The following is a 26,382-nucleotide window of genomic DNA, read 5'->3' on the forward strand; positions in this document are numbered from 1 at the left end:
CCCAATGCCACGGCTCCATTCGATTACAGTGGCGAACGTCGTACGTACGGACGGTGCCCGGGAGGTCTAGGTGGGTGCGACAGGTGGGGCCGTCTGGGGGCGTACCGAGCAGCAGGACTTTCGCAGTCGGGTACGGGGCACGCTGCTCGGCTCGGCCGTGGGGGACGCCCTCGGAGCGCCCGTCGACCGGCTGGGCCTGGAGGAGATACGGCAGGCGCACGGGCCCGAGGGGCTCGTCGACCTCGCCCCCGCCTACGGGCGGCGCGGTGCCGTCACGCATCTCACCCAGCTGACCCTGTTCAGCGTCGACGGGCTGATCCGGGCCCACGTGCGGCGGGACACCGGTGCCTGGTATCCGCCGACCGATCTGCACCGGGCGTATCTGAGATGGGCCGCCACCCAGCGCGACTGGGGGCCCGACCTGCGCCGCAAGGACGACGGCTGGCTGGCCCACGAGGAGTGGCTGTACGTCCGCCGCGACCCGGCCCGCTCCCTCCTCCTCGGCTTCGGCGACGACATCATGGGCACCCTCGCCGCGCCCAAGAGCCCCGGCGAGGACGGCCCCGAGGCCACCGCCCGCTCGGCCCCCTTCGGGCTGCTCGTCGGCTGGGAGCCGCAACTGGTGGCGCAGCTCGCCGTGGAGTGCGCGGCGCAGACCCACGGCCACCCCGGCGGCTACCTCACGGCGGGCGCGTACGCGGTCACCGTGCACGCGCTGGCCCGCGGCGACAGCCTCGACGGCGCGGTGCAGCGGGCGCTCGCGCTGCTGTCCGCCCGGCCGGGACACGAGCCGGTGTCGGAGGCGTTGCAGCACGCGCTGGGTGCCGTACGGCAGGGGATGCCCGGCCCGGCGCGGGTGGAGGAGCTGGCCGGGGCGGGGACGGCCCCGGCCGTGCTGGCGGCGGCCGTCTACTGCGCCCTCGCCGCCGAGGACGTAGGCCACGGTCTGCGTCTCGCCGTCAATCACGGCGCCCCCTCGGCCGCGACCGGTGCGCTGACCGGCGGCCTGCTCGGAGCCTTGCACGGCGAGACGGCCCTCCCCCCGGCCTGGCTGGCCGAGCTGGAGGGCCGTCCCACGATCCTGGAACTGGCGGACGACTTCGCGATGGAGATGACCCAGGGCCCCGCCCTGCACACCCCGGCGGGCGCGTCCCCGGGCTGGCTCGCCCGGTATCCCAGAGGTGCCTAGCTAGTCCTTCACCGCCGTCGGCATCGTGTCCCGCGGCTCGGGGACCTCGGCCGCCGCCGACATCGCCCCGCCGCCCCCGTCCGTGTTGATCCGCTCGATGAGCGCGAGCCGTTCCGGAGTGTCCTCCGGCTTCAGGAAGCCGATCAGGATGTAGAGGACGAGGGAGACCGCGAGCGGTATGGACACCTGGTACTGGAGCGGTACACCGCCGTCGACGTTCCAGTTGATCGGGTAGTTGACCAGCCAGAAGGCGAACAGGCCCATCGACCAGCTCACCAGCGCCGCCGTCGGACCGGAGCGGCGGAACGGCCGCAGCAGACCGAGCATCATCGGGATCGCCATCGGGCCCATCAGCCCGGCCACCCACTTGATGACGACGGTGATGATGTCCTTGAACGCGGGCGAGTTGACCTGCGTGGCCGCCGCCATGGACAGACCGAGGAAGACGACCGTCGCGATGCGGGCCGCGATCAGCCCCGACCGGTCGTTCCAGGCCCGCGCCCGCGCCGAGATCACCGGCGCGCAGTCACGGGTGAAGACGGCGGCGATGGCGTTGGCGTCGGAGGAGCACATCGCCATCGTGTGGGAGAAGAACCCGACGATGACCAGGCCCAACAGCCCGTGCGGCAGAAGCTGTTCGGTCATCAGGCCGTAGGAGTCGGAGCCGTCCGGCTTCTGGGACTCGACCAGCAGCGGGGACATCCACATCGGGTAGAACAGCACCACCGGCCACACCAGCCACAGGACCGCCGACAGCCGCGCGGACCGCTCGGCCTCCTTCGGGGTGGCGGTGGCCATGTACCGCTGGGCCTGGTTGAGCATGCCGCCGTTGTACTCGAACAGCTTGATGAAGAGGAACGCCAGCAGGAACACCGTGCCGTACGGCCCCACCAGCGGCTTCTCGTGGCCCTGGAGGGCCGGTTCGTCCCATGCGCCGAGGAAACCGATGTTGCGGTCGGAGAGTTCCATCACCACGGCGACGAACATCGCGACGCCCGCGAGGAGTTGGATGACGAACTGCCCCAACTCGGTGAGCGCGTCGGCCCACAGCCCGCCGATCGTGCAGTAGACGGCCGTGATGGCGCCGGTGATGAGGATGCCCTGGTTCAGCGAGATGCCGGTGAACACGGACAACAGGGTGGCGATCGCCGCCCACTTGGCACCCACGTCCACGATCTTCAGCAGCATCCCGGACCAGGCCAGCGCCTGCTGTGTCTTGAGGTCGTACCGGTTCTTCAGGTACTCCAGCGGGGAGGCCACGTGCAGCCGTGAGCGCAACCGGTTGATCCGGGGCGCGAACAGCTTGGAGCCGATCGCGATGCCGAGGGCGATCGGGAAGGACCAGGTGATGAAGGAGGTGACGCCGTACGTGTAGGCGATGCCGGCGTACCCGGTGAACATCACCGCGCTGTAGCCCGACATGTGGTGCGAGATGCCCGACAGCCACCACGGCATCTTGCCGCCTGCCGTGAAGAAGTCGCTGACGTTGTCGACCCGTTTGTGGGACCAGACTCCGATGGCGACCATCACGCCGAAATAGCCGATGAGCACGGCCCAGTCGAGACCGTTCATGTGCGTCCTCCCAGGGTTCAGCCCGGCGCTCATCGTGGGTGCTGGCGCGTGAACACGACAAGGCGGCGTAAGGTCAAGGGGAGGCAAAATCATTCGGTATGGTGGTCCCGGTTCACCTATGTGAACTCATCGCATCAACTCCCCGGCGTTGACCAGCAACGACTGCCCGGTGATCGCGCGTGCCCGGTCCGACGCCAGGAACACCGCCGCATCCGCGACATCCGCGTCCGTGGCCAGCTCCGGCAACGCCATCCGCTCCGCGAGCCGCCCCAGCACGATCTCCTCCGCCACCCCCTCCGTCGCCGCCGTGAACCGCACGAACGCCTGCACCGGCGGCCCCCACATCCACCCCGGCAGCACGGTGTTCACCCGGATCCGGTACGGCCCCAGCTCCCGCGCCAGCGAGTACATCGCGCTGGTCAGCGCCCCCTTCGACGCCGCGTACGCCGCCTGTCGCACCTGCGTCGGAGCCGCCACCGCCGACTGCGTCCCGATGAACACCACCGACCCGCCCCGCGCCTTCAGCCCGCCCAGACAGGCCCGCGTCATCCGCAGCGCGCCCAGCAGGTTCACGTCCAGCACCGACTGCCAGGTGGCGAAGTCCGCGTCCTCCAGCCCGCCGAAGTACGAGTCCCAGGCGGCGACATGCACCACCGCGTCGATCCCCCCGAACCGCTCCCGCGCCAGCCCCGCCAGCGCCGCGCACTGCTCCTCGTCCGTGACGTCCGTCGCCCGGTACGCCGTGTGCGTCCCGTCCGGATCGATCCCGGCCGCGGTCTTCGCGAGGTTCGCCTCGGTCCGCGCCCCCAGCACGGCGTTCCCGCCGTCCCGTACGACGGCCGCGGCGACCTGGTGACCGAGTCCGGCCCCGACCCCCGAGACGACGACGGTCCTGTCGACCAGCAGTGGCATGACGACCCTCCCTGACCCTGGCGCATCAACTGACGGAGCGTCAGAGTATGGGCGACCCACCGGAGAAGGAGAAGAGAAAGGGCAAGCCCATGAGCGAGGAGCCCCACGGCGACACGTACGCCGAACTGGCCGCCGTCGGCCCCTACGGGGTGCACCCCGGCCACGCCCTGATCACCATGGTCGAACCGCACCCGGGCCACGAGTACGCCTACAACCGCTGGTACGAGGACGACCACTACTACGCCGGCGCCATGGCCATGCCCTGGATGTACGCCGGTCGCCGCTGGGTCGCCACCCGCGACCTCCAGCTCCTGCGCCGCCCCGAGAAGTCGGCCGTCGCCCGGCCCGTCACGGCAGGCTGCTACCTCTCCACCTACTGGATCACCGACGGCCGCCACGACGACCACATGCGCTGGACGGTCGCCATCAACAAGCGCCTCAACCGGGACGCCCGCGTCTACCGGGACCGCACCCACGTCTTCACCGCGTTCCAGGACCACGAGACGACCGTGTACCGCGACGGCGCGGCGGGCCCCCGCGACTTCCACGCCCTGGACCACCCCTACGTCGGCCTCGTCCTCCAGGTCATCGACGCCCCGGCCCCGGAACAGCGCGCCGACCTGCTGGAGTGGCTGCGCACCCGCCACCTCCCCAAGCGCCTCACCGGCTCCCCGGCCGCCCTCGTCACCGTCTTCCGCCCGACCCCCCTCCCCGGCGACCGCATGACGTACGTCCAGCAGGTCGAGGGCGTCGACACCCGGCTCACCCTGCTCTGGTTCCTGGAGACGGACCCCGGGGACTGCTGGGGCCGGCACTTCACCGGCCTGGAGGAGGCGGTGGTGAAGACGGGCCTGGGCAAGGTGGAACTGCTGGCCCCGTTCGTCCCGACCGTGCCGGGCACGGACCGCTACGTCGACCGGCTCCGGTGAGCTTCGGCGAGCCCCGGTGACTACTCCTTCAGCTCGTCCGGACACGGAGTGCCCCGCGGCAGCTGGTACGGCGCCGCCAGCCGGTACGTCCCCGCCTCCGGTGCGAGCAGCACCGTCCACCGGTCGCCGTCCGCGTCCTCCTCCGTCTCGAAGAGACAGCCGTTGACGTTGTCGTACGTCTTCGGCTCCCCCTCGGCACGGTCCTTGGACGCCTCCGTCTCCCGCGGCGGCTCCAGGCTCTTGCCCTTCGCGTCGACGACGCTCAGCCACGGCGAGTACGGGATCCGGATCAGGATCCGGCCCGCCTCGCGCACATCGATCGTCATCTCGCCCTGCGCCGCCCGCTGCACGACCGCGTTCGGCTCGGCCAGCGGCGCCGGGGCGTTGACCCGGAACAGCTGCCAGTTGGCGTCGCCCCAGATCTGCTTCAGGTACGGCAGCCCCCGCTGCACCAGCTCCCGCTCGCGCTGCCCGCCGTCCCCGTCGGGTTCGTCCTTGGGCACGACCACGAAGTGCACGGCCCACCGCTTGAGCCACTCGCGGTAGTTCGCCGAGTTCAGGGTGTCGTCGTAGAAGAGGGGATTGCGCTCCATGTCGGCCTGCCGGTTCCAGCCGCGGGCCAGGTTGACGTACGGCGCGAGCGCGGACGCCTCGCGGTGCGAGCGGGCCGGGACGACCTCCACCCGGCCCTTCTCCGCGCCGACCTCCTGCAACTCGTTGACCAGCGGCGCCAGCTCACGCGCCCAGGACGCCGCCGGAGTCGTCCGGTAGACGTCGTCGACCGACTTGAAGCCGATCCAGCCGACGAAGACCAGCGAGGACAGCACGATCGCGTACCACTTGCGGCTGCGCGGCACCGCGAACGGCAGCGCGGCCATCAGCACCACGCCCGAGAACAGCATGGCGAGCCGGGTGATGTTGGACCCGATCTGCGAACTGATCAGCCACACCCCGAGCACGCCGAGGCCGTAGACCGCCGACGTGATCCGCACGGTCTTCCAGTCGTGCGGGACGAGCGCGAAGACGAGCGCCGAGAACAGCAGCGGCAGGGCCGCCGAACCGAACGACATCGGCTGGGTGCCGGAGAACGGGAACGCCCACGCGGACACCGCGACGACCGCGGTCGGGGCCAGCCCCAGCGCCCACGCGCCGGGCCGCCGCTTCTGGAGGAACAGCGCGACCGCGACCAGCCCCACGAACAGGCCCGCCACCGGCGACCCCATCGTGGCGAGCGCGGCGAGCGGCGCGGCGCACAGCGCCTTGGCCCACCGTTTGTAGCGCCAGCGGTGCGGCCAGCAGAACACGACCGCGACCGCGCCGAGCGCGAACATGTTGCCGAGCCCGAACGTCACCCGGCCCGACGCCGCGTTGCACAGCAGCGCGAACACCCCCGCCAGCGCGGGCCACACCGGGTTCTTCACCGGCCGGCAGCGCAGCAGGATCAGCGTCAGCAGCCCGGCGGAGATCGTCCCGGCGATCATCATCGTCGTACGGACGCCGAGCACCGACATGAGATACGGCGACACCATGCTGTACGACACCGGGTGCATGCCGCCGTACCAGGCGAGGTTGTACGCGGAGTCGGGGTGCCGGCCGACGAACTCGGCCCAGGCGTCCTGCGCGGCGAGATCCCCGCCGCTGTTCGCGAAGGCGAAGAACCACACGATGTGCAGTACGGCGGACAGAGCCGTCACCGAGAGCACGAGATGCCGGCGGAGCCAGCCGCGCACCCGGTCGGGGACCGAGTTCATGACAGGAGCGGGTGCGGGCGCGGGGGCGGGTTCGGGTGCCGTGGCGCGGTCCTGAACGCCCGTGTCGCGGTCGTGGTCACCGGACTGGGGTGCGGGCACCCGGGCCCGCCGACCGGCGTCCGGGTCCGGACCGGTCTCGTCGGCGCGTGTCGGCTCCGCAGTCGCCACCTGAAGGCACTCCCCGTGTCCCGTCTTCCATTCTCGGACGCGTCCCGTTCGCGACCGTTTCACGGCCGCGTCGCCGCGACCGCCGACCTGTCCCGTTTCGTGACGCTAGCACGCACCCCGCCGGGCGGCCGCCCGGCGGGATGCGTGGAGGACGGTGCTGGAGCGGCGGCTCAGCCGATGCGTGTCAGCTTGTCCGAGAAGCCCGGCTCGGCGAGGTCGCTCCGCAGGGCGACCGGGACCTTCACCGCGCTGCTGGTGCCGTCCCCGACGGTGAGCGTGCCCACCTGGGTGCCGGCCTTCGCCGTGTGCGGGACCTCGTCGGCGGCGAACGTCAGCTTCACCGTCAGCCCCGCCCAGCCGACCGCCGTGACGTCCTTGGTGACGACGACCGGGGTGTGGCCGCCGAGCTTGTCGTCCACGTACCCGACGACGTCGCCCTTCTTCAGGATCTTCGCCGGGGCCAGCGCGTCCTCGGCGGCGGTCAGGGCCTTTCTGCTGACGTCGTTGGCCGTCTTGAGGATGGTCGGCTTGTGCTGGCCGAGGACCGCGCCGACGATGGTGACCGTTTCACCGCCGACCTTCTTGCGGGCCGCGAAGAGGAGGTTGCCGCCGGCCGCGCTGGTGGAGCCGGTCTTGATGCCGATCGCGCCGATCTTGTAGGGCAGCTCGTTGTAGTTCGGCCAGTTGTATCCGGAGGGGTCCGTCCAGCTGGCCGCGCTGGTGATCGCCACGAGAGCCGGGATCTTCACGACCGCGTTGCCGAGCTTCACCTGGTCCTCGGCCGTGGAGACGGTGGTCTCCTTCAAACCGGAGGGGTCGGTGTACTTCGTGTTCGTCATCCCGAGTTCCTTGGCGGCCGCGTTCATCTTCTCGACGAACGCCCCCTCCGAGCCCGCGTCCCAGCGGGCCAGCAGCCGGGCGATGTTGTTCGCCGACGGGATCATGATCGCCGAGAGGGCCTGCTGGAGCGTGAGCGTGTCGCCGGCCTTGACGGAGTTGAGGGTGGACTCGCCGCTCTGGTTGTAGCCGCCCTCCTTCTCCGCGATGGCGTCGACGGTGATGTCGGGACCGTCCTCGCCCGTCTTGAGGGCGTGGCCCTTGAGGACGACGTACGCGGTCATCGTCTTGGCCACCGAGCCGATGGCGACCGGCTTCTGGTCGCCGAAGCTGTCCATCGTGCCGATGCCGTCGACGTCCATCCAGCCCTGGCCCTCGGACGGCCAGGGCAGGGCGAGCTTGCTGCCCTCGAAGGTGTACGAGTCCTGCGCGGTGAGCGTCAGCGCGGTCGCCGGCAGTGGCCGGACAGCCTGCGCGATCGCAAATGCGATCACCAGCAGGAGGACCAGCGGCGTCCAGATCTTGAGCCGGCGGCCCAGCGTCCGCAGCGGGGTCGGCGGAGGCGGCGGGGTGTTCGTCAGCTCGGCCAGCAGGTCCAGCGGCGGCTTCGGCGGCAGTGGCTGCTGTGTCGTCCGCTCGGGGCCGATCTGCGGTACGACGGCGGTGGAGTCGGCGGCGGGCTTCGCCGACCGGACGGCGGAATCGTCCAGCGGCTTGAGCGCGACGAACCTGCTGGTTCGCTCGCTCGCTGCCGCGGGCCTCTCGGCGTCGGGCTCGGGCTTGGGCTCGGGCTTGGCTTCCGGGGCCTTCGTGGCCTTCGTGTCGGCGGGCCCGGCCTCGGGGAGGTCGCCCAGCTTCAGCATGGTGGTCGGCTGATCGACCTCAGGCTCGGCAGGCGGCCGTACGGCCTTGAAGACGGCGGTGGGCTGATCGACGGGGGAGTCGGGCTCGGAGTCGCCGGACGCCTCGCTCCCGTCGGTGTCCTCGGGCGTCGCGGGTGCAGCGGCTGCCGTCTTGGCGCTGCCGACCCGGGGGTCTTCGGGCTTGGCGGCCGTACGGCTCTCGGGGGCGTCGTTCTCGTCGGCGTCGGTGCCGTCCGCCTCGGGGGCCTCGTCGCCGCTCGTGGCCCACTTGGGCGCGGACTTGGACGGGCGCTCGGTGGCGGAGTCCTCGGCAGCGGTGGCGTCGTCGGCCGCCGCCGAACCCTCTTCGGACTTCCCGGCCGTACCGGAACCTTTCTCCGGCTCCGGCTCCGGCTCCGTCTCCTCCGAGGCCTCCTCCGGCTTCTCGTCCGCCGAGGCCACCCACTCGGCCACAGCCGACCGCAGCCGATCGTCCCGGCCCCCGGCCCCCTGGGCCGCCGTCCCGGAAGGCTCAGCGTCCTCCGGGCCCTCCTCGGCCCCCGACGGCCCCGCGGAGCCCTCCGGCGAGCCTTCAGTGGCCTCCTCCGGGCTCTCGGCGGCCTCCATGGGGCCCTCCGGCTCGTCCGCGTCCTCGGCGGAAGCCTGGCCGGCGTCCTCACCCGGCTCGAGGCCCGGCTCGTCATTCGCCCGGTCGTCCGCCTCGACGCCCGCCTCGGCGTCCGATTCGGGCTCCGGTTCGGCGGTCGCCAGCTCCCGTACCGAGAGGACCCGCGTCGCCGTATCCACCCCGCCCCGGGACCCGGCCGAGGACGCCGTGGACGACGCGCCCTCACTGTCCCGAGTCACCGCGAGCCGCGGATCGCGTGCCTCGGGAACCGCTCCCGCGCTCCCCGACGTCGGTTCTGCCGACGACTCGCGCTGCTTCGACCTGTCGGGGGACTCGCCCGCCACCGATGCCTCCTCGCTGTGCCGCACGCCGACCGCGCGCCTGCCGAAAACCGTGAACCGCCCGCCCGGGACCCGTCTCACGACGGTGTCCGAACCGTGTACCAGTGTCCTGTGTAGTGGGCTTGGCTCCTGCGGTAGACGAGAACGACATACCTACTGGTTCCACTACGAACCGGTCACGCACTCTCGACAGATGAATGTGAGAGGGGTCACCCTGTCATTCATCCACGCGGGGAGGCATGGATGGGCAGGAGCCGCAGAACAATTCCGGAAGAGCTTTTGCTGCTGGCACTGGACCCGGCCACGGGTACCACTGCACAGCCGCAGTCGCTCGACCTTGGTCTGGCCGGAGCACAGCTAGTGGAGCTGGCGCTGGCCGGACGGATAGCCCCGGACGGGGATCGTATCGCCGTGGTGTCCCCACGGCCGACCGGAGATCCGACTCTGGACTGCGCGTTGGAGTTGCTGCGAAGGCGTGGCGCTCCCGTACGGGCGGTTCATTGGATTGGCGGACCCCGACTGGGGCTCCGTCAGACGTACCTCTCACATCTGGAGCGGTGCGGCATGGTGCATGCCGTGGCGGGACAGATGTGCGGAGTGCTGCCGACGACTCGCTACCAGGCGACGGAGACGGCGATCAGCCGGGAGATCAAGGCCCGGCTGGACACTGCCATCCGCACCGGCGTTCCGCCGGACCCGCGGACGGCGGCGCTCGCCGCGCTGGCGCATGCGGTCGGCCTCGGCAAGCACCTGTATCCGGGGAACGAGGGACGCTCGTCCCGATCCCGGTTGCGGGACCTGATCAGGCACGACCCCATGGGCGGCCTCGTGGCGCACGCCGTGATGGACGTCCAGAACGGCGCGGTCGCACAGCCGCGTCGTAACCCGGCCCAGGCCGGCCGTCCGGCCGGACCGGGAGGCAGGCCCGCTCCGGAACCCGCCCGTGGTGTTCCGGCGCAACCGCACCGAGGCTCCATGGCACGTGTCGTGGCGCACTGAGCCGCGGTCCCACGACACGCAGCCGTAAGGCCGCAAGGCCGTCAGACCCGTTCGGGAGCCGCCGCGGCCCGCGCGGGGTGGTGATGCCGTACGTCCCCGTGACGCACGGCCCGCCACCCCGCGCGGACGCATGTCCGGGAACGGCCGAGTCGGGCCGGCGGCGCGGCAGAAACCGCCAACCGGCCCGCCCTGCCCGCATATCCCTTGTTTTCCAGCGGTAGAAAGCACCTTGGTGGCAGTCTGCTCAACAGCAGATACGCAAAGTGTCAGTTACAGGCACGCAGCCGGAGGTGCACGTCCCGTGACGTCCAATGTCAATCCCACGGTCAGACGACGCCGGCTGGGCCAGGAGCTACGCAAGCTCCGCGAGGACAAGGGCATGACGGCCGAACAGGTCGCCGACCGCCTGCTGGTGTCCCAGTCGAAGATCAGCCGCCTCGAGAACGGCAGACGCAGCATCAGCCAGCGCGATGTGCGCGATCTGTGCGGGGTCTACGAGGTGGAGGACCAGCGGATCGTCGACTCGCTGATGCAGATGGCCAAGGACTCCCGCCAGCAGGGCTGGTGGCATGCCTTCGGCGATGTCCCGTACAGCGTGTACATCGGCCTCGAGACGGACGCGGCGAGCCTGCGCGCGTACGACCCGCAGGTGGTGCCCGGCCTGTTGCAGACCCGTCAGTACGCGGAGACGCTGATCTCGGGGGCGTTGCCGGAGACCGCGGCGACCGAGATCGAGAAGCGTGTGCAGGTGCGGATGCGCCGGCAGGAACGAATCAGCGCGGAGGAGAACCCGCTGCGCCTGTGGACGGTGATGGACGAGGCCGCACTGCGCCGGATCGTGGGCGACAAGTCCCTGATGCGCGATCAGTTGGAGCACCTCGTCGAGCAGTCGCGGCTGCCGCACGTCACCGTGCAGGTGATCCCCTTCGACATGGGCGCGCACCCCGGTCTCAACGGCCAGTACGCGATCCTGGAGTTCCCCGACGCGGCCGATTCCAGCGTGGTGTACATCGAGGGTGTCACCAGCGACCTGTACCTGGAGAAGCCGAACGACGTCCAGAAGTACAGCGTGATGTACGAGCACCTGCGGGCGCAGGCCCTGAACGTGGATCAGTCCCGTCAGTTCATCGCCGACATCGCCAAGAAGTACACCTAGGACGCTTCTGGACCCACCCGGCCGGGGAAGTGCGGCAATGTACACCCTGGCCCGGTCGGGATGGAAGTCCCACCTGGTATATGCCATCCAGTCGAGTGAATAGTCGCTTCGTACACCGATGTTGGCGAGTAGCGTCGATCACGCCACCGAGCAAGACCGTTGGCGGAAACCGTGCTGTGGGCCCGCAGTCAGGCCCTTCGTGCGGCGACAGCAACTCATCACATCTGGCAATCCGGAGCAAAAATGGCAATTCGTCAGGGCATCACGGACACGTGGACCAAGTCCTCGTACTCGACCGGCAACGGCGCGTGCGTCGAGATCAAGTCGCCGATCGTCGCGGCCATGGCCGTACGGGACTCCAAGATCCAGGACGGGCCCGTGCTGGGCTTCCCCGCCGACGCGTGGAACCTCTTCGTCGCATCGGTCAAGGCGTAGGGACTCCACAGACAGCGCCACCGCACATGCGGGACAACTTCACAGGCAGCACCGAAGGGCCCTCTCGACGAGTTCGCCGTCCTTGCCGAGAGGGCTCGGCGTTTCCCCGGCCGCTACGGGCTCATCGCACCGGGAACGCCACGTCGCACACCGGGTCCTCGGGTCCCGCGGCAGCCCAGTCGGCGAAGTAGATCTCCCGGCACGGGCCGTCGTACTCCAGGCCCTCCCGCCTCATCCACGCCTCCACCGCCTCGAACGCGGCCAGGATCTGGGGGTACGCGACCTGCGCCTTGCCGATCCGGGTGAAGGCGAGCCGCCTGGCCGGCTCCACCAGGACCGTGACCTCCCGTCCACGTCCCCGCCCGGCCACCCAGGCCCGCGCCGCCGCCTCGTCGGCGACCGGCACGCAGCACTCGACCGGTCCGTCGCTCTCCGTCGTCACCTCGGAGTGGTAGACCACGAACGGCGCCCCGGCGACGCCCCCGCAGGCCCGCGCGGCCTCCTCCAGCCGGCCGAGCGACGCGCCGATCCAGGCGGGCAGTTCGTCCGCCAACGTGTGCCGCTTCTCGGTGATCAGCACCTGCGCGGGCATCTCGACCGTCTCGACCTCGAACGCTCCGTACATCTCGGAGTTCCTTCCCGACAGACGTGCACGGAGGTACTCGGCGAGGGCGCGCTGGGCGGCGATCCGCGTCTCGACGTCCGCCCAGTAGGCGGCGAGCCGCTCGGCGGCCTCCGTGCCGTCCGTCGCGTCGATCACCTCGGCGATCCGCGCGAGCGGCATGTCGAGCTGCCGCAGCATGGCCACCAGCCGGGCGCGCTCCACCTGGCCGGCCCGGTAGTAGCGGTAACCGCTGACCTCGTCGACCTGCGCCGGCGGCAGCAGGCCCAGCCGGTCGTACAGCCGTAGAGCCTTGGCCGACAGCCGGGCCCGCACGGCGAACGCGCCGATGCTGAGCAGCGTCTCGTCGTCCACCTGATCCCTCGTCCTCCGTCGCCGGGCGGCCTTCTCCGCCCGGCGACGGGAACGCTCGGCTCTGCCCCAGGGGCAAGGTCAAGCGGGCAGGTCAGCCGAGCTGCTTCTCGATGGCGGCGACGATCTCGGCCGATTCCGGCTCGGTCTGCGGGGAGAACCGGGCGGCCACGGTGCCGTCCCGGCCGACGAGGAACTTCTCGAAGTTCCAGCGGATGTCCCCGCTGTGTCCCTCAGCGTCCGCGAACCCGACGAGCCGCTCGTACAGCGCGTGCCGCCCGTCCCCGTTCACCTCGGCCTTCTCGGTCAGCGGGAAGGTGACGCCGTACGTCGCCGAGCAGAACTCCGCGATCTCCTCGGCGCTGCCGGGCTCCTGCCCGAGGAACTGGTTGCAGGGCACCCCGAGCACGGTGAAGCCCTGGGCGGCGTACCGCTCCTGGAGCCGCTCCAGGCCGTTGTACTGGGGGGTGAGGCCGCACTTGGAGGCCACGTTCACGATCAGGACGGCCTGACCCGCGTACTGCGAGAGGTCCGCGGAACCGCCCTTGAGGGCACCGATCTCGACATCGAGGGGGGAAGCACCGGCATCAGTAGTCATCCCCGGATGCTAGCTCCGCCGAGTGACGGGGCGGCTTGCGGGGGCTGTCTCCGTTTCCGGGGCTGTCCCCGTTTCCGGGACCGTCTCCGGTTCCTGCCGGGCCCGCACCAGCACCTCTCCCGCCCCGCTCCGCGAGTACAGCACCGACCGTCCCACCCGTCCCCGCTCCACCAGCCCCGCGTCCCACAGCACCCGCAGGTGCCGTCCGACCGACCCGAGCCCCTGCCCGGTCAGCGCGACCAGCTGGGTCGTGCTCAGCGGGCCCTGCCCGAGCAGGACGAGGACGGCCGCCCGTCCGGGCCCGAGCAACGCGCTCAACGCGGCCGGCACATCCCGCTCGCGGTGATCGGCGGCGAGGACTCCGGTGCAGGGGTAGACGACGGCGTACCGCTTCCGTTCCTCCCACGACACCCACCCCGCGCGAGGCGTCACCGGCACGAACAGCAGCTCGGCGCCGGAGATCTCCCGGGGCGGATACTCGTGCGGATTGACCTGGAACCGGCTCTCCCCGAGCCACCGCGTCCCCGGCCGCAGCGAGTCCAGTGCGGCCGCCCACCCGCCCCGGCTCACCTGCGCGACCCGTGCGACGACATCCGCCTCCAGCACCCTGCGCCGCCTCTCCCAGGACGGCCGTACGGTGCTCTCCCACACCCATGTCAGCAGGTCGGCCGCCCGCTCGGGGAGGTCGTCGCGTTCCAGGACGCCCGGCAGCGGGCCGGCGAGAGAGGTCCGCAGATGGGCGCGGGCGTCGGCGGGCCGTACCGCGCGGACCCGGGCGACACCGTCCTCGAAGCTCTCCCCGTCCCTCGGTGTGGGGGTGAGGAAGTCCGCGATCCAGTCCCGGCCGAGCCCGGCCCGTACGAGCGCGCCGGTCACCGGATCGGCGGCCAGCCGCCCGCGGTGGGCGGGCAGCCACTCCCGCAGCCACGCCGTCTCGCCGGGATGCGCGCCCGCCCCCGCGTGCAGCAGTTTCAGGCACGCGAAGGTCTCGGCGAGCGGTGAGACCACGAACCGGCTGCCCGCCAACGTGTCGGCGTTCACCTGCCACCAGCCCATGAAGCCCCCATCCATGACGTTTCGCGCTCCCGCGAAACAGTAACGACCGCGCCCGGCCCCGCCCGAGACTCCCCGCATGACCGGCTACCGACAGCTCCTGCGCACCCCCGAGTTCACCCCGCTCCTGCTCTCCTCCGCCGCCCACACCGCCGCCCAGACGGTCGCGGGGCTCGCTCTCGGCACCCTCGTGCACCGCGCCACGGGCTCCCCGCTGCTGGCGGCGGTGAGCATGTTCGGCCCCTCCCTCGCCCAGGTCCTCGGCGCGACCTTCCTCCTCTCGGGCGCCGACCGCCTCCCGCCGAGAACCGCCCTGGCCGGTCTCTCCCTCGCCTTCGCCACCGTCACGGCGGTCCTCGCCGTCCCCGGCCTGCCGGTCGCGGCCGTCTTCGCGGTCGTTCTCGCGCAGGGCCTGGTCGCGGCCCTCGGCGGCGGGGTCCGCTGGGGGCTGCTCAACGAGATCCTCCCCAAGGACGGCTATCTGCCGGGGCGTTCCGTCTTCAACATGATGGGCGGGCTGATGCAGATCACCGGCTACGCCCTCGGCGGCGCCCTCGTCACCGTCCTCTCCCCGCACACCGTCCTCCTCCTGGCCACCCTCCTGCACGCCACCGCGAGCGCGACCGCCCGCCTCGGGCTTACCGCCCGCCCGCCCCGCGCCTCCGGCCGCCCCTCGGCCGCCGAGACCCGGCGCGTCAACGCCGTCCTGTGGTCCTCCCGCCCGCACCGCCTGGTCTACCTGGGCCTGTGGCTACCCAACGGCCTGGTCGTCGGCTGCGAGGCCCTCTTCGTGTCGTACGACCCCGGTGCCGCGGGCACCCTGTTCGCGTGCGGGGCGCTGGGCATGCTGGCCGGGGACCTGGCCGTCGGCCGGCTGCTCCCGCCCGCCGTCCGCACCCGCCTGGCCACCCCGCTCCTGCTGCTCCTGGCCACCCCGTACGTCTTCTTCGTCCTGCACCCGCCGCTGCCCGTCGCCGCGCTCTGCGCCACGCTCGCCTCGGTCGGCTTCGGCGCGAGTCTGGTCCAGCAGGAGCACCTGATGGCCCTCACGCCCGCCGAACTCAGCGGCCACGCCCTCGGGCTGCACTCGGCCGGGATGCTCACCCTCCAGGGCGTCAGCGCCGTCGTGGCGGGCACGGTGGCCCAACTCACCTCACCGGCCACGGCGATGGCCGTGATGGCGGCCGCGTCGATCACGGTGACCCTGACGCTGGCGGTGGCCTCCCGGCGGCAGTTCCGGAATTCCGGAAGCGGTCCGTTGAAGTTCGCTCCACGAACCAATAGCAGCTGACCCTGCTGCGGAGTGCTGCCGTAGGCCCGGCTCGCCTCCGCGTACACGGCGTTGACCAGGAACGTCGACCTCACCAGCGCGGTCACGACGCTCATCTGCGGCCTTCCCCATGCGGGCAGCCTGACGGCGGGAGGACGCGGGGGAGGAGGCCCGGACCGGGGCGGCCGACTCCCGGCGGCGTCGCCGACCTGACCGAACGGGGTTCTGTAGCAGGGGCGTTGCCCTCAAAGTGAGCCACGTCACAGCTTGTCTGCTGCTGTGGCTGCTGAACTCTGCGGATGGTGCTCCTGCTCCTCCTGATCTTTCCCGGCGGCCTGATCGCCGCTTTCGCCTTCACCGGCTACGCGTTCGGCTCCCTCGGCCGCGTCGGCCTGCGCGCGGCCGACCGCACGGTGTGGCTCCGCGGCGCCGCCGCGCTCGTCGCCGCCGTGGCGTCCCTGCTCTACACCTGGGGCCTGCTGCACCTCGTCGGAGCGGTCGTGGAGGCAGCGGAGGACGGCACCGAATCCGCCCCACTGTCCGACTGTGTGCCCTCCGGCCAGGAGGAACGGGCGTCGACCGTCGTCGACTACACCGTTTCCTACGTCCCCCTCCGCTTCGTCTGCGAGACCTCGGACGGCGGCAGCTACACGAGCGACACCGTCCCCGACTACGTCAATCCGGGCGTCCTCGTGCTGGGGCTGACCGCGGCGGGCGTGGCACTAACCATCCGAAAGTACCCTCCTCGGAGTACGGTATGAGGATGGTTACGGGCGGAGACACACATACCGATACAGGTACGGCCACGGACGCGAGCGGGATGACGTTCGTGGACCGCGTCCGCAGCGAGGGCGGCGACGGCGCGTGTCCCCAGCGCCTGGTGCTGGAGCACGTCACCAGCCGCTGGGGCAACCTGATCCTGATCGCGCTGCTGGACCGCTCGTACCGCTTCAGCGAGCTGCGCCGGACGATCGGCAAGGTCAGCGAGAAGATGCTGACCCAGAGCCTCCAGACGCTGGAGCGCGACGGCCTGATCCACCGCGACGCCAAGCCCGTGATCCCGCCCCGCGTCGACTACTCCCTCACCCCCCTCGGCCGCGAGGCCGCCGAACAGGTCCGCGCTCTGGCCCAGTGGGTGGACGAACGCATGCCGGCGGTGGAGCGGGCCCGCGAGGAGTACGACGCGAAGCGGGCGTGAGCCGGGGAACGGATGAGGCCTCAGTCAGTCACCGGAGTGCCCCCGGAAGCAGATCTCCCGGGGCGTCCCCGACTCGTCGCGCGGCACGGCGCACCGCGACCGGGGAACGACGTGAAGTCCTTGATATACGTGCGGGACTCCCACCCCGAAGCGGGTCTGACGAGCGGGTTGCCGTCGGCCGCGGTGTACCGAAGGATCGAGCGATGTCCCGGACAACAGGCACGCAGACGGCCGACCCGTGCCCCCGCTGCCGCACGGAGGCGTTCCGCCCAGGCACCCCGACACCGGAGGCGGGCCCCCACACCGCCGTCGCCTACACCTGCTCCCACTGCGCACACACCTGGTCCCGCCCGATCGACGACGACCTGGAACCCCTCGACACCGTCCGCGTGGACCTTCCCGACTCCACCCTCTACGGCACCGCCTGGCAGGTGGAACCCGACCGAGTCCAGGTACGGGGCACGGGCGGCACATGGCTGCGGTGGGTGGAACGGTGGAGGGTCATCGTCTACTGAGGGCGCCGCGGGCGTCCGGAGCAGCAACGTGGTGAACCGTCGGCCGACGCCGTACGCTTTCTTGATCGGCCAAGGACTTCGCGGGGCAACATTCATGCGAGTCGTCACGCGCCTTGCCCTGCTCGGCACCGGCGTCGCGCTGGTCGTCGGCACGATCGGTGCCACCGCCGCCCAGGCGGTTGAATAAAACCGATTCAGCAATTGACCTCGGGGCGCTTCCAATTCAGCCACAAATTCCATGATATTAACGCGGCGAAAAATATACAAAGAAGAGCCCCTGTCCAGGTGTACATCCCGCCATTGTTGCGAAAAGAAAGCAATAGAGTATGCAAGGAAAAGGCGATGGCGATGATCAATATGCAGCCGTAACTTAATACGGTAGCCAAGCGGCGTCCGTGCGAGGAAATGTCAGGGTCGAGAAACTCCTCGCCCACGGTTACGCCGAATCGAAATTTTCCCGGCGACCTGCTCGGGTATTTGCTATTCCTGCGTACAGGGCTTTCTTGGACTAGAGTGCGATCCAGAGGTACGAGTTTGGCCAGCCTCTCTTCGAGCAGGAGTGCCGCATGTGACCTGGCGCCATTCATTCCAACCATGACTTGGTGGTAAGCGACGAGAGCGCAGGCAGGAATTGGGGCGAACGCTAGAACACCGCCGTTGAGGGAAGACGCGGTGCTGGTGTATCCAGAGACGACCGCCATGTAAGTTAAGGCGAAACCGAGCACTGTGAGAGTATTCGTGAATACTGCTGCATTGTCGGCGCGTTCGGCTTGGTATATGGCGGTCAATATAGAAATTTCGTCCCCAGGGGAGGGCGGGTCGATGGGCATGGAATTCACGTCCTTCACTGAGACTTGGTAAAGCCTTCGGATGCTCGTGCAGGAGTCTCGATCGAGGAACTCTCTGTTAACTGCATCCTCAGGATGCATCCTTCCCGGCCGCCGTCGCCCTCGAACTGGAAGGCCACCGTTCCTCGCATCTGCGACGGCGCATGGCTGACTGGGTGCGGCGGCGCCAAGAATGACCAGCCCAAAACCTCGACGGCTGGACCTCACAACGAGAACGGCCCGGCCCCGCCACCCTGCGCACGACCGCGGCCGCCTCATCGACAACGAATCCTGGGGCGACAGTCGCGCTGCGGCGGTAACCGCCACTGAACGCTTCCACACCGCGCGGGTGACAGCTGAACGAGGCACTCACCCGCGAACGCGGCCGAGGCAGGCCACCCGCTGCCCGACCCTCCCGCCGGTCTTGCTTCACGAGCTGCGCCACGGCGCGGCAACGCTGGCCGGCCGCTGGACGCCGACCGTGCGCGTGCCCTTCTTCACGTCCTGTGCTGCATGCCGTCCGGGGTGGTCTCTCCGGCCCACTCGGCGATGGTCCAGCAGTTCTTGCGCGGCAGGTCCGACAGCAGGCCGAGCGCCAACTGCCGGACATGACGCCGGGGTTCGACCCGTGCGAACCGTCCCGATATCCGGTCCAATCAGGCCCTCGAATGCCTCCTGCCAGCGGGCAGGGTCTACGCTGTGACCTACGGCCACCGCATGATCGTTTGTCTTCACACACCGATGATCAACGGTGACCGCACCCTTGCCCGAACAGGCCCCCACCAGCAAGATCACAATCTATCGCTGGGGCTCAGCCGCCATTCCGCTTCGAGGACGCTGAACACCTCGGAGTCCCGCCAGCCGTCCCGGATCAGCGCGGTGTGCCGATGCCGCCCCTCGTACGTCATGCCGAGCTTGCCCAGCAACCGAGACGACGCGAGATTGCGGGGGTCACAGGTCGCGTGGATCCGGTGGAGTCCCAATTCCCCGAACCCGCGCGACAGAAGCTCTTGTCCGATCGCCGTGCCCACACCACGCCCCCAGGCCCTCGGGTGCACGATGTAGGCGATTTCGCCCTGACGATGGCGACGGCTACGAATGTGCAGCTCACCCATGCCGACGAGTTCGTTCTCGAAACGAGCGATGTAGACGAATCTCTGCTGATGGGCGTGCGACCAGGCTTCGACGGCGGTTTGCACGAACGCGCGCGTCTGGTCCTCGGTGTTCGGCCCCCAAGGCTGGTAGCGACAAGCCTCCTCAAGGCTGGCCCAGGAGTGCACTGCTTGCCAGTCGTTGAGCGCGAGCTTGCGCAAAGTCACCATGGATTGGCTCACAAGCGGATCTTGCCAGATCTCGTGGGGGCACGAGCCCGGACTTCGGTAGCCCGCCACCGCCGTCAGACCGAGCCCCACAGACCGGCGTCACCTTGCGCCAAGTCAAACTGTCGACGCACTTCACCGTCCGTGTAGGCGATGACGTGACGCGGGTCGGTGTATGTGCCGACGAGCCCGGTGATCTCCACGTCCAGTCCCGTTTCCTCCTTCACCTCGCGGACTGCGGTTCCCGGCAGGGAGTCGGTCATTTCCATGCCGCCGCCAGGCAGCGCCCAGAGATCGTTGTCCCGCCGGCGCTGGAGGAGGATGCGGCCCTCATCGTCAGTGAGCACTGCGGACGCGGCCACGACCAGGCGATGAGGGGGCGGTAGTGCATCAGCGCGAGACGGCACCGGGACTGGATGCCGTGGGGGAACTTCTCCTCGTCACCGCGCTGTTGGAGGTTGGGACTGTCCGTGAAGTGCGCGGGCTGCACACCGTGAGCCCAGCCGCGCACGCAGGGAGCGGCGGCGGCCCGTGGCCGCCAGCGCGCGCGGACGCCGTAGGCGGGCCGCCTTGATCCAGTAAAGAAACTGCACGACGCCCGGCACGGGTGTGCCACGCTCCTCACCGCTGCCGGGGTGGCTCCCCGCGTCGTGATGGAGATCCTCGGGCACAGCCAGATCAGCATCACTATGGACGTGTGCACGCACGTCGAGCAGGACACCCGGCCCGAGGCCATCAGCCACATGGATCGGCTGCTCAAGAGGAGGCCCGGTCGGGAGTGATCGCCCTCGTTGATGTCAAAAGTGGATGTCAAAGGCCCCGGACCATGATCGGTCCGGGGCCTTTTGCCCGGTGCCCCCGGCAGGATTCGAACCTGCGACACCCGCTTTAGGAGAGCGGTGCTCTATCCCCTGAGCTACGAAGGCGTGGGTCCACTGTGTGTGGGTCCAGGCGTCAGCGTACCGGAATCGGTTGGGGGGTGTGGGTGTCAGGTCAGCGGCACCGGTGTGAAGCGGGAGGCTGTGTGGAGGGCCGTTTCGATGTGGGTGGCTGTGGTGGTGAGGGCGGGGAGGAGGGTGTCGACGCAGTCCTCGGCTGTGCGGCGGGCCGTGTGGGTGGAGGTGGCGAGGGCGGCGATCGTGCGGCCGGCGCGGTCGTGGATGGGGACGGCGAGGGTGCGGACGCCCTGTTCCAACTCCTCGTCGGTCAGGGCGTGGTCGTGATCGTGGTCGTCCCGGGACAGGAGGACGCGGCCGACCGCCGTGTCGGTCGTGGCCGGGAGGCGGGTTCCGATGCGGATGTCGACGCGCATGACGTGGTGGGCGGTCACCCGGGCCGTGCACTGGATCTCGTCGCCCGTTTCCGTGAGGGCCGCGAGGTGGGTCGTTTCCTGGATGCGGTCCGTCAGGGCCCGTAGGTGGGGTTCCGCGAGGCGGGGGAGAGGGGTTCCGGCGAGTGGGGGGAAGCCGAGGGAGAGGACCCTCGGGGTGAGGGTGAAGGTGCGGTGGGGGGTCTGGGCCACCAGGTTCAGGTGGTCGTAGGTGATCAGGGCTCTGCGGGCGGTCGCCCGAGCCAGGCCGGTCGCCTTCGCCACCTCTGCCAGGGTCAGGGACTCGCGGCCTTCCCCGAACGCCGTGAGGACGGTCAGGCCGCGGGCCAGGGACTCGATGAACTCGCGGCCCAGTTCGTGCTTCGACGCACCCGTCCAGACGGCGAGGCCCGCGGGCGCCGGACCCGGTTCGGCGGGAGGGGCCTGGCGCAGGTCCTCCTCCATCTCCGCCACGGTCGTACGGAGCCGGGGGAGGAGGGTGTCGCGCAGGTCGGCCGCCGTGTGCCGGCTGGTGTGGCTGACGACGTTGGCGACGCAGGCGAGGCGTCCCGTACGGGGGTCCCGTACGGGTGCCGAGACCGCCACCAGGCCCGGCTCGATCAGCTGGTCGTCCAGGGACCAGCCGTCCGCCGCCGCCCGCTCGGTCCGGCGTACGAAGTCCTCGTCCGGGTCCTTTTCCGGCTCCTGGTCCGGGTCTTCGGCCGGGCGGGTGTGCGGGGCCGGGGGTACGGCGGGGAAGGTGCGGCCGTGCGGGTCCGTCGTCCGGCGGGTGCGCCAGCGGGTCCAGTCCGCGTCGGTCCATTCCGTCGCGAACAGCGGTCCGGGCGCGGTGCGTTCGGCCGGGAGCAGGTCGCCGATGCGGAAGCTGAGGGACATCGCGCGGCGGCGGGTCGCCTGGTGGATGAAGCGGATGCCGTCGCGGTCGGCGACCGCCAGCGACACCGACTCGTCGAGTGCGTCGGCGAGGGCGTCGGCGCGCGAGCCGAGGAGGGCGGGCAGGCGCAGTGCTGCCAGGTACGCGTTGCCGAGTTCCATCACCCGCGGGGTCAGGACCGCGTCCCGGCCGTCCAGCCGGACGTACTCCATGCGGGCCAGCGTCGCCACGATCCGGTCGACCGTGGAACGGGCCAGACCGGTTGCGCGTTCCAGGGCGCTCGCGCTCATCGTGCCGCCCGCCGAGGTCAGCTCCTCCAGGACGGCGATCCCGCGGATCAACGGCGTGACCGCCTCCTCCGGTACCTGGCTGTCCGGAGCGGCGGTCGGGGTCGTCCTGGCGGGCATCGTCTCTCCGGTACGGCGGTCGCGGCAGGTCGCCTACGGTAGCCGCGCCCGAGTCCGGCGTCGTACATCCGGCGTCGTACGTCCGTCGTCGCGCGGCCGCCGCGGCGTACGGTCGGCTACCTCCGGGTGACCCGTACCCGGTAGGTCCCCGCCAGGTCCGCCGCCACCACGGAGATCCGCACCCCGCGTGCCGCGTCCTTGAACGTCTCGCCCGGCACGAGCGGCGCGTCCGACAGCTCGGCGTGGACGTTCGGGCTGCGTGTGCAGCCGCCGCTGTCGCGCCGGGAGTCGTGGACCGTGACCGGGCCCATGCCGGTGTCGATGTTCGCGTCGACCTTGTAGACGAGGACACCGGGGCGGCACACGGCCTCGTCGTTGCCGCCGCGGGTGCGCAGTTCGACGGCGTACCCGGAGCGGCTGTTGAGCGGGACGAAGACCAGCTTGGGGCCGCCCGGCTCGGCGAGGGGGGTGAGCGCGTACTCGTGGGTGCCGGGCGCGGAGGCGCAGCCGATCTGGTCGGCGTCCAGCCAGCCCAGCTTCCACTTGTGCCAGCCGAGGAAGTCGTTGTTGGCGCCCCAGTCCTCGCTCATGATGTCCCAGTGGCCGACGGCGCCGCCGCCCTCCTGGGTGTAGAGGTCGGGCAGGCCGAAGACGTGGCCGTTCTCGTGCGGCAGGACGCGGTAGCCGGTGCGGTCGTAGGAGCCGGAGCCGTCGTCCTGGCGGGAGTAGACGAATGACGCGTTCGCGACGGGGACGCCGTCGGCGACCGGGGCCTCGTGGTTGCCGGCGAACGTCACCGACAGGACCGTGTCCAGCGCGGAGGGGCCCGCGTTCGGGGTGACCAGCACGTTCAGGAGGTCGTACGCCCGGAAGTCGACGGTCGGGTCGGCGGCGGCCACGATGTCCTGGACCAGCTCGCGGTAGCCGGGGTCGAAGGGAGCGCCGCGCTCTATGCCGTACGCCCGGAACGGCTTCGGCATCCGCAGCCAGCCGGGGACGGGGGTCTCGGCGCGGTAGTCGAGGCGGCCGTAGGACGCGGTGCGGAACCATTCCCGGGTCTGGGGGAAGAATTCGCGGAACCGGTCCTGCGCCTTGCCCCGGCCGGGTGCGTCCGAGAAGTCGATCATCAGGGTCAGGGCGCGGACGGTGCCCGCGGAGCGGGCGTAGCCGCCGGTCGTCGGGACGCCCTCGGACATCTGGACGGCGGAGCCCGCGGTGATCAGGCAGGGGGCGAGGGCGGCCGAGCGGGCCAGCGAGACGGGGCCCGCGCCGGCCGGGGTCGGGCGCGGTGCGAGGTGGCCGGTGCCGGCCGAGGTGCTGACCGTGAAGGTCAGCGCGGTCACACAGACGAGGCCGGCCGTGCGGCGCCGACGTATGCGTCGGCGGAGCGGCTCCGGAGGCGCGGCGTGGTGGCCTGCCCCGGGTCGCTCAGGCTGCGGCTGCATGCAGGAACCCTTCGCGCCAGGCAGCCACGGGTCACCGGCTGCACCCTTTCGATCACCCTCGTCGGGAGCGGGCGGGGGCGCGCGCTGGAGCGGCCGATCGTGGGTTACCGGGAGGTAGGGGCGAGGTGGGAGCGCTTGTGACCCAGGTCACGTGAAAAGAATCGGCCGCCGGGAAATAACCGGGGACCGTCTCCCCGTTTAGCCATGTGTCCGACCGAAACGGGGAACGCGTCCCCGGATCGCGAGTGACAGCAGCACCAGAAGCATCAGAAGCATCAGACGTAGCACCACAGGTACCAGCAGGACCAGCAACAGAGCAGCGCCCGTCACGTCATCGATCAGAGGAGTACGCCGTGCAGACCGCAACCGCCCCCGCGCAGCGCAAGGTGCCCCGGCCGCGCGCCGACGCCCTGCGCAACCGGGAGCGGATCGTCACCGCCGCCCGCGAGATGTTCGTCGAACTGGGCCCCGAAGTGCCGCTCGACGACATCGCCCGCCGGGCCGGCGTCGGCAACGCCACGGTGTACCGCAACTTCCCCGACCGGGAGGCCCTCGTCCGCGAGGTCGTCTGCTCCGTCATGGACCGCACGGCCCACGCGGCCGCCCAGGCGCTCGCCGAGACGGGCGACGCCTTCGGCGCGCTGGAGCGCTTCGTGCACGTCGCCGCCGACGAACGCGTCAGCGCGCTGTGCCCGATGGTCACCAGCACGTTCGACAAGAACCACCCGGATCTCGTGGCCGCCCGCATGCGGGTCGAGCAGCTCGTCGAGGAGGTCATGGAGCGCGCCCGGCAGGCCGGACAGCTCCGCGACGACGTCGGCTACGGCGACCTGATGGTCGCCGTGGCCCAGCTCAGCCGGCCTCCGGCGGGCACCGCCTGCCTCAGTGCGGACCGCTTCCTCCATCGCCATCTCCAGCTGTTCCTTGACGGACTGCGGGCCCCGGCCCGGTCGGTCCTGCCGGGCACGGCCGTGACCATGGAGGACCTGCGCCAGGCCTGAGCCACCGCAAGCCAAGCAAGCCGCCATACAAACCACACAAACCATGTAGACCACCACAAGCCACGCAGAACGACTCCGGCTCCGGCTCCATGCCGCGAGACCAGATGCGGACGATCTGCCGACGCCGCCGACGCCGACGTCACTGAACCCGATCACCGACCCGGATCCCTCCCAACGGCCGTCACCGTCGACGGGTCGTCGTCTCGCTCCGCCCTTTTTCTTTCATCAAGTCATGACATTTCCGTCACGAAGTTCCGAAGTGGGTACCTCCATGTCTGACACAGCCACCAAGGCTCCCGGCATCCGCCAGGCGGATCCGGCCCGCTGGAAAGCGCTCGTGTTCATCGCGCTCGCCCAGCTGATGGTCGTCCTCGACGCGACCATCGTGAACATCGCCCTGCCCTCCGCCCAGCAGGACCTGGGGATCTCGGACGGCAACCGCCAGTGGGTCGTCACGGCGTACGCCCTGGCCTTCGGCGGACTCCTGCTCTTCGGTGGCCGTATCGCCGACCTCTGGGGCCGCAAGCGAACCTTCGTCCTCGGTCTGGTCGGCTTCGCCGCCGCCTCGGCGCTCGGTGGCGCGGCCACCAACGAGGCGATGATGTTCGGCTCCCGCGCCCTCCAGGGTGTCTTCGGCGCACTGCTCGCGCCCGCCGCGCTCTCCCTGCTCGCCGTGATGTTCACGGACGCCAAGGAGCGCGCCAAGGCGTTCGGCATCTACGGCGCGATCGCCGGCGGTGGCGGCGCGGTCGGCCTCATCCTCGGCGGTTTCCTCACCGAGTACCTGGACTGGCGCTGGACGTTCTTCGTGAACATCCCGTTCGCGATCGTCGCCGCCGCCGGTGCCTACTTCGTCATCCGTGAGCCCGAGGGCGGCCGCAACCGCTCCCCGCTCGACATCCCGGGCGTCATCCTGTCGACCCTCGGCCTGGTGTCCCTGGTCTACGGCTTCACCCGCGCCGAGTCCGAGGGCTGGAGCGACGCTGTGACCATCGGCATGTTCGTCGGGTCCGCGGTGCTGCTGGCGGCCTTCGTGGTCGTCGAGGCGAGGGTCAAGTCCCCGCTGCTGCCGCTGCGCGTGATCACCGACCGCAACCGCGGTGGTATCTACCTCTCGCTCGGTCTCGCGATCATCTCGATGTTCGGCCTGTTCCTCTTCCTGACCTACTACCTCCAGATCGTGAAGGGCTACACGCCGGTCAAGACCGGTTTCGCCTTCCTCCCCATGATCGTGGGCATGATCACGGGCTCGACCCAGATCGGCACCCGTCTGATGACCCGGGTCGCGCCCCGGCTGCTGATGGGCCCCGGCTTCCTGGTCGCCGCGCTCGGCATGCTGCTGCTGACCCAGATGGAGATCGGTTCCTCATACGCGGCCCTGCTGCTGCCGGCGATGCTCCTGCTCGGCCTCGGTATGGGTACGGCGTTCATGCCGGCCATGTCCCTGGCCACCCAGGGCGTCGAGCCGCGCGACTCCGGTGTCGCCTCCGCGATGGTCAACACCTCGCAGCAGGTGGGCGGCGCGATCGGTACGGCGCTGCTGAACACGATCGCCGCCTCGGCCACGACCTCGTACATCGCCGACCACTTGGGCGACGCCGGCACCCGCTCCCAGCAGCAGCTGGTCCAGCTGGAGGCCATGGTGAAGGGCTACACCAGCGCGATCTGGTTCGCCGTCGGCATCCTGGTCGTCGCCGCCGCGATCGCCCTGACCTTCGTCAACGCCGGCAAGCCGGACATGAGCGCGGTCACGGGCGCGGGCGAGGACGCCGAGGACTCCGTCCCGGTCCCGGTGGTCGCCCACTGACGTGAC

Annotated in this window: 22 protein-coding genes, 1 tRNA gene and 5 pseudogenes; 12 read left to right on the forward strand and 16 right to left on the reverse strand. The window is 70.4% G+C overall.

Annotated elements, in window-relative coordinates:
- The first annotated feature begins 70 nt into the window (after nucleotides 1-70).
- On the forward strand, nucleotides 71-1,189 hold the full coding sequence (locus ACFWJX_RS04560; protein WP_383236704.1) for an ADP-ribosylglycohydrolase family protein: 1,119 nt from the start codon (nucleotides 71-73) through the stop codon (nucleotides 1,187-1,189).
- On the opposite strand, the gene ACFWJX_RS04565 is transcribed toward ACFWJX_RS04560, so the two are convergent.
- Both ACFWJX_RS04565 and ACFWJX_RS04570 read right to left on the reverse strand, forming a co-directional pair.
- On the reverse strand, nucleotides 1,190-2,761 hold the full coding sequence (locus ACFWJX_RS04565) for a sodium:solute symporter family protein (RefSeq protein WP_383236707.1): 1,572 nt from the start codon (nucleotides 2,759-2,761) through the stop codon (nucleotides 1,190-1,192).
- A 126-nt stretch (nucleotides 2,762-2,887) separates the two neighbouring features.
- Nucleotides 2,888-3,673 carry an SDR family oxidoreductase gene (locus ACFWJX_RS04570; protein WP_383236710.1) on the reverse strand — a complete coding sequence of 262 codons (786 nt, stop codon included), beginning with the start codon at nucleotides 3,671-3,673 and terminating at the stop codon, nucleotides 2,888-2,890.
- Between the two features lie 89 nt (nucleotides 3,674-3,762).
- Here ACFWJX_RS04570 and ACFWJX_RS04575 point away from each other — a divergent pair, with 89 nt between their 5' ends.
- On the forward strand, nucleotides 3,763-4,602 hold the full coding sequence (locus ACFWJX_RS04575; RefSeq protein ID WP_383236713.1) for a hypothetical protein: 840 nt from the start codon (nucleotides 3,763-3,765) through the stop codon (nucleotides 4,600-4,602).
- A gap of 20 nt (nucleotides 4,603-4,622) precedes the next feature.
- On the opposite strand, the gene ACFWJX_RS04580 is transcribed toward ACFWJX_RS04575, so the two are convergent.
- Both ACFWJX_RS04580 and ACFWJX_RS04585 read right to left on the reverse strand, forming a co-directional pair.
- Nucleotides 4,623-6,521 (reverse strand): MFS transporter, encoded by a 1,899-nt coding sequence (locus ACFWJX_RS04580; RefSeq protein ID WP_383236716.1) that lies wholly within the window; start codon nucleotides 6,519-6,521, stop codon nucleotides 4,623-4,625.
- A gap of 170 nt (nucleotides 6,522-6,691) precedes the next feature.
- A complete protein-coding gene (locus ACFWJX_RS04585; protein ID WP_383236719.1) occupies nucleotides 6,692-9,250 on the reverse strand; it encodes a D-alanyl-D-alanine carboxypeptidase in 2,559 nt (852 codons plus the stop codon).
- Between the two features lie 162 nt (nucleotides 9,251-9,412).
- On the opposite strand from ACFWJX_RS04585, the gene ACFWJX_RS04590 reads away from it, so the two are divergent.
- The 3 genes from ACFWJX_RS04590 (at nucleotide 9,413) to ACFWJX_RS04600 (ending at nucleotide 11,759) form a co-directional block, all read left to right on the forward strand.
- Nucleotides 9,413-10,168, forward strand: a complete 756-nt coding sequence (locus tag ACFWJX_RS04590; protein WP_383236722.1) for a GPP34 family phosphoprotein — start codon at nucleotides 9,413-9,415, stop codon at nucleotides 10,166-10,168.
- A gap of 301 nt (nucleotides 10,169-10,469) precedes the next feature.
- On the forward strand, nucleotides 10,470-11,324 hold the full coding sequence (locus tag ACFWJX_RS04595; protein WP_383236725.1) for a helix-turn-helix domain-containing protein: 855 nt from the start codon (nucleotides 10,470-10,472) through the stop codon (nucleotides 11,322-11,324).
- A 243-nt stretch (nucleotides 11,325-11,567) separates the two neighbouring features.
- Entirely contained in the window at nucleotides 11,568-11,759 is a 192-nt protein-coding gene (locus tag ACFWJX_RS04600; RefSeq protein WP_383236728.1) for a DUF397 domain-containing protein, read from the forward strand.
- A gap of 121 nt (nucleotides 11,760-11,880) precedes the next feature.
- Here the strand turns inward: ACFWJX_RS04600 and ACFWJX_RS04605 are convergent, their stop codons facing one another.
- The 3 genes from ACFWJX_RS04605 to ACFWJX_RS04615 form a co-directional block, all read right to left on the reverse strand.
- Nucleotides 11,881-12,735, reverse strand: a complete 855-nt coding sequence (locus tag ACFWJX_RS04605) for a MerR family transcriptional regulator (RefSeq protein ID WP_383236731.1) — start codon at nucleotides 12,733-12,735, stop codon at nucleotides 11,881-11,883.
- Between the two features lie 91 nt (nucleotides 12,736-12,826).
- Nucleotides 12,827-13,330, reverse strand: coding sequence for a glutathione peroxidase (locus ACFWJX_RS04610; protein ID WP_383236733.1), 504 nt, complete (start codon nucleotides 13,328-13,330; stop codon nucleotides 12,827-12,829).
- A 9-nt stretch (nucleotides 13,331-13,339) separates the two neighbouring features.
- On the reverse strand, nucleotides 13,340-14,386 hold the full coding sequence (locus ACFWJX_RS04615) for an ArsR/SmtB family transcription factor (RefSeq protein ID WP_383237365.1): 1,047 nt from the start codon (nucleotides 14,384-14,386) through the stop codon (nucleotides 13,340-13,342).
- Nucleotides 14,387-14,462: 76 nt separating this feature from the next.
- Between ACFWJX_RS04615 and ACFWJX_RS04620 the strand changes: the two genes are divergently transcribed.
- Nucleotides 14,463-15,674, forward strand: coding sequence for an MFS transporter (locus ACFWJX_RS04620; RefSeq protein WP_383236736.1), 1,212 nt, complete (start codon nucleotides 14,463-14,465; stop codon nucleotides 15,672-15,674).
- Here the strand turns inward: ACFWJX_RS04620 and ACFWJX_RS04625 are convergent.
- A pseudogene (locus ACFWJX_RS04625) lies at nucleotides 15,659-15,769 on the reverse strand (MarR family transcriptional regulator); the annotation flags it as partial. The gene ACFWJX_RS04620 and the pseudogene ACFWJX_RS04625 overlap by 16 nt on opposite strands.
- 183 nt (nucleotides 15,770-15,952) lie before the next feature.
- Here ACFWJX_RS04625 and ACFWJX_RS04630 point away from each other — a divergent pair.
- The 3 genes from ACFWJX_RS04630 (at nucleotide 15,953) to ACFWJX_RS04640 (ending at nucleotide 17,366) form a co-directional block, all read left to right on the forward strand.
- Nucleotides 15,953-16,414, forward strand: coding sequence for a hypothetical protein (locus ACFWJX_RS04630; protein ID WP_383236739.1), 462 nt, complete (start codon nucleotides 15,953-15,955; stop codon nucleotides 16,412-16,414).
- Nucleotides 16,415-16,473: 59 nt separating this feature from the next.
- Nucleotides 16,474-16,851, forward strand: coding sequence for a winged helix-turn-helix transcriptional regulator (locus ACFWJX_RS04635; RefSeq protein WP_383236741.1), 378 nt, complete (start codon nucleotides 16,474-16,476; stop codon nucleotides 16,849-16,851).
- A gap of 203 nt (nucleotides 16,852-17,054) precedes the next feature.
- On the forward strand, nucleotides 17,055-17,366 hold the full coding sequence (locus ACFWJX_RS04640; protein ID WP_383236744.1) for a hypothetical protein: 312 nt from the start codon (nucleotides 17,055-17,057) through the stop codon (nucleotides 17,364-17,366).
- Nucleotides 17,367-17,560: 194 nt separating this feature from the next.
- Here ACFWJX_RS04640 and ACFWJX_RS04645 read toward each other — a convergent pair whose 3' ends face one another.
- The 5 genes and pseudogenes from ACFWJX_RS04645 to ACFWJX_RS04665 all read right to left on the reverse strand — a co-directional run.
- Complete coding sequence (locus ACFWJX_RS04645; RefSeq protein ID WP_383236747.1) at nucleotides 17,561-18,196, reverse strand: hypothetical protein; 636 nt, start codon at nucleotides 18,194-18,196, stop codon at nucleotides 17,561-17,563.
- Nucleotides 18,197-18,699: 503 nt separating this feature from the next.
- Nucleotides 18,700-18,849, reverse strand: a pseudogene (locus ACFWJX_RS04650) (IS701 family transposase); the annotation flags it as partial.
- Nucleotides 18,850-18,984: 135 nt separating this feature from the next.
- Nucleotides 18,985-19,527, reverse strand: a complete 543-nt coding sequence (locus ACFWJX_RS04655; RefSeq protein ID WP_383236750.1) for a GNAT family N-acetyltransferase — start codon at nucleotides 19,525-19,527, stop codon at nucleotides 18,985-18,987.
- 98 nt (nucleotides 19,528-19,625) lie between these two features.
- Nucleotides 19,626-19,919, reverse strand: a pseudogene (locus tag ACFWJX_RS04660) (NUDIX domain-containing protein); the annotation flags it as partial.
- Nucleotides 19,886-19,981 (reverse strand): annotated as a pseudogene (locus tag ACFWJX_RS04665) (XRE family transcriptional regulator); the annotation flags it as partial. The pseudogenes ACFWJX_RS04665 and ACFWJX_RS04660, both read right to left, overlap by 34 nt.
- Before the next feature lie 109 nt (nucleotides 19,982-20,090).
- Here ACFWJX_RS04665 and ACFWJX_RS04670 point away from each other — a divergent pair.
- Nucleotides 20,091-20,294, forward strand: a pseudogene (locus ACFWJX_RS04670) (tyrosine-type recombinase/integrase); the annotation flags it as partial.
- A gap of 71 nt (nucleotides 20,295-20,365) precedes the next feature.
- On the opposite strand, the gene ACFWJX_RS04675 reads toward ACFWJX_RS04670, so the two are convergent.
- The 3 genes from ACFWJX_RS04675 to ACFWJX_RS04685 all read right to left on the reverse strand — a co-directional run bounded on the left by ACFWJX_RS04675 (nucleotide 20,366) and on the right by ACFWJX_RS04685 (nucleotide 23,568).
- Nucleotides 20,366-20,438: transfer RNA gene (locus ACFWJX_RS04675), tRNA-Arg, on the reverse strand.
- A gap of 62 nt (nucleotides 20,439-20,500) precedes the next feature.
- A complete protein-coding gene (locus ACFWJX_RS04680) occupies nucleotides 20,501-22,123 on the reverse strand; it encodes an IclR family transcriptional regulator C-terminal domain-containing protein (protein WP_383236753.1) in 1,623 nt (540 codons plus the stop codon).
- Between the two features lie 116 nt (nucleotides 22,124-22,239).
- Nucleotides 22,240-23,568 (reverse strand): M6 family metalloprotease domain-containing protein, encoded by a 1,329-nt coding sequence (locus ACFWJX_RS04685; RefSeq protein WP_383236756.1) that lies wholly within the window; start codon nucleotides 23,566-23,568, stop codon nucleotides 22,240-22,242.
- Between the two features lie 353 nt (nucleotides 23,569-23,921).
- Here ACFWJX_RS04685 and ACFWJX_RS04690 point away from each other — a divergent pair, with 353 nt between their 5' ends.
- On the forward strand, nucleotides 23,922-24,569 hold the full coding sequence (locus tag ACFWJX_RS04690) for a TetR/AcrR family transcriptional regulator (RefSeq protein WP_383236759.1): 648 nt from the start codon (nucleotides 23,922-23,924) through the stop codon (nucleotides 24,567-24,569).
- Nucleotides 24,570-24,840: 271 nt separating this feature from the next.
- On the forward strand, nucleotides 24,841-26,376 hold the full coding sequence (locus ACFWJX_RS04695; RefSeq protein ID WP_383236761.1) for an MFS transporter: 1,536 nt from the start codon (nucleotides 24,841-24,843) through the stop codon (nucleotides 26,374-26,376).
- Nucleotides 26,377-26,382: the final 6 nt, after the last annotated feature.

Source organism: Streptomyces sp. NPDC058335, from assembly GCF_042723915.1.
GTDB lineage: Bacteria > Actinomycetota > Actinomycetes > Streptomycetales > Streptomycetaceae > Streptomyces.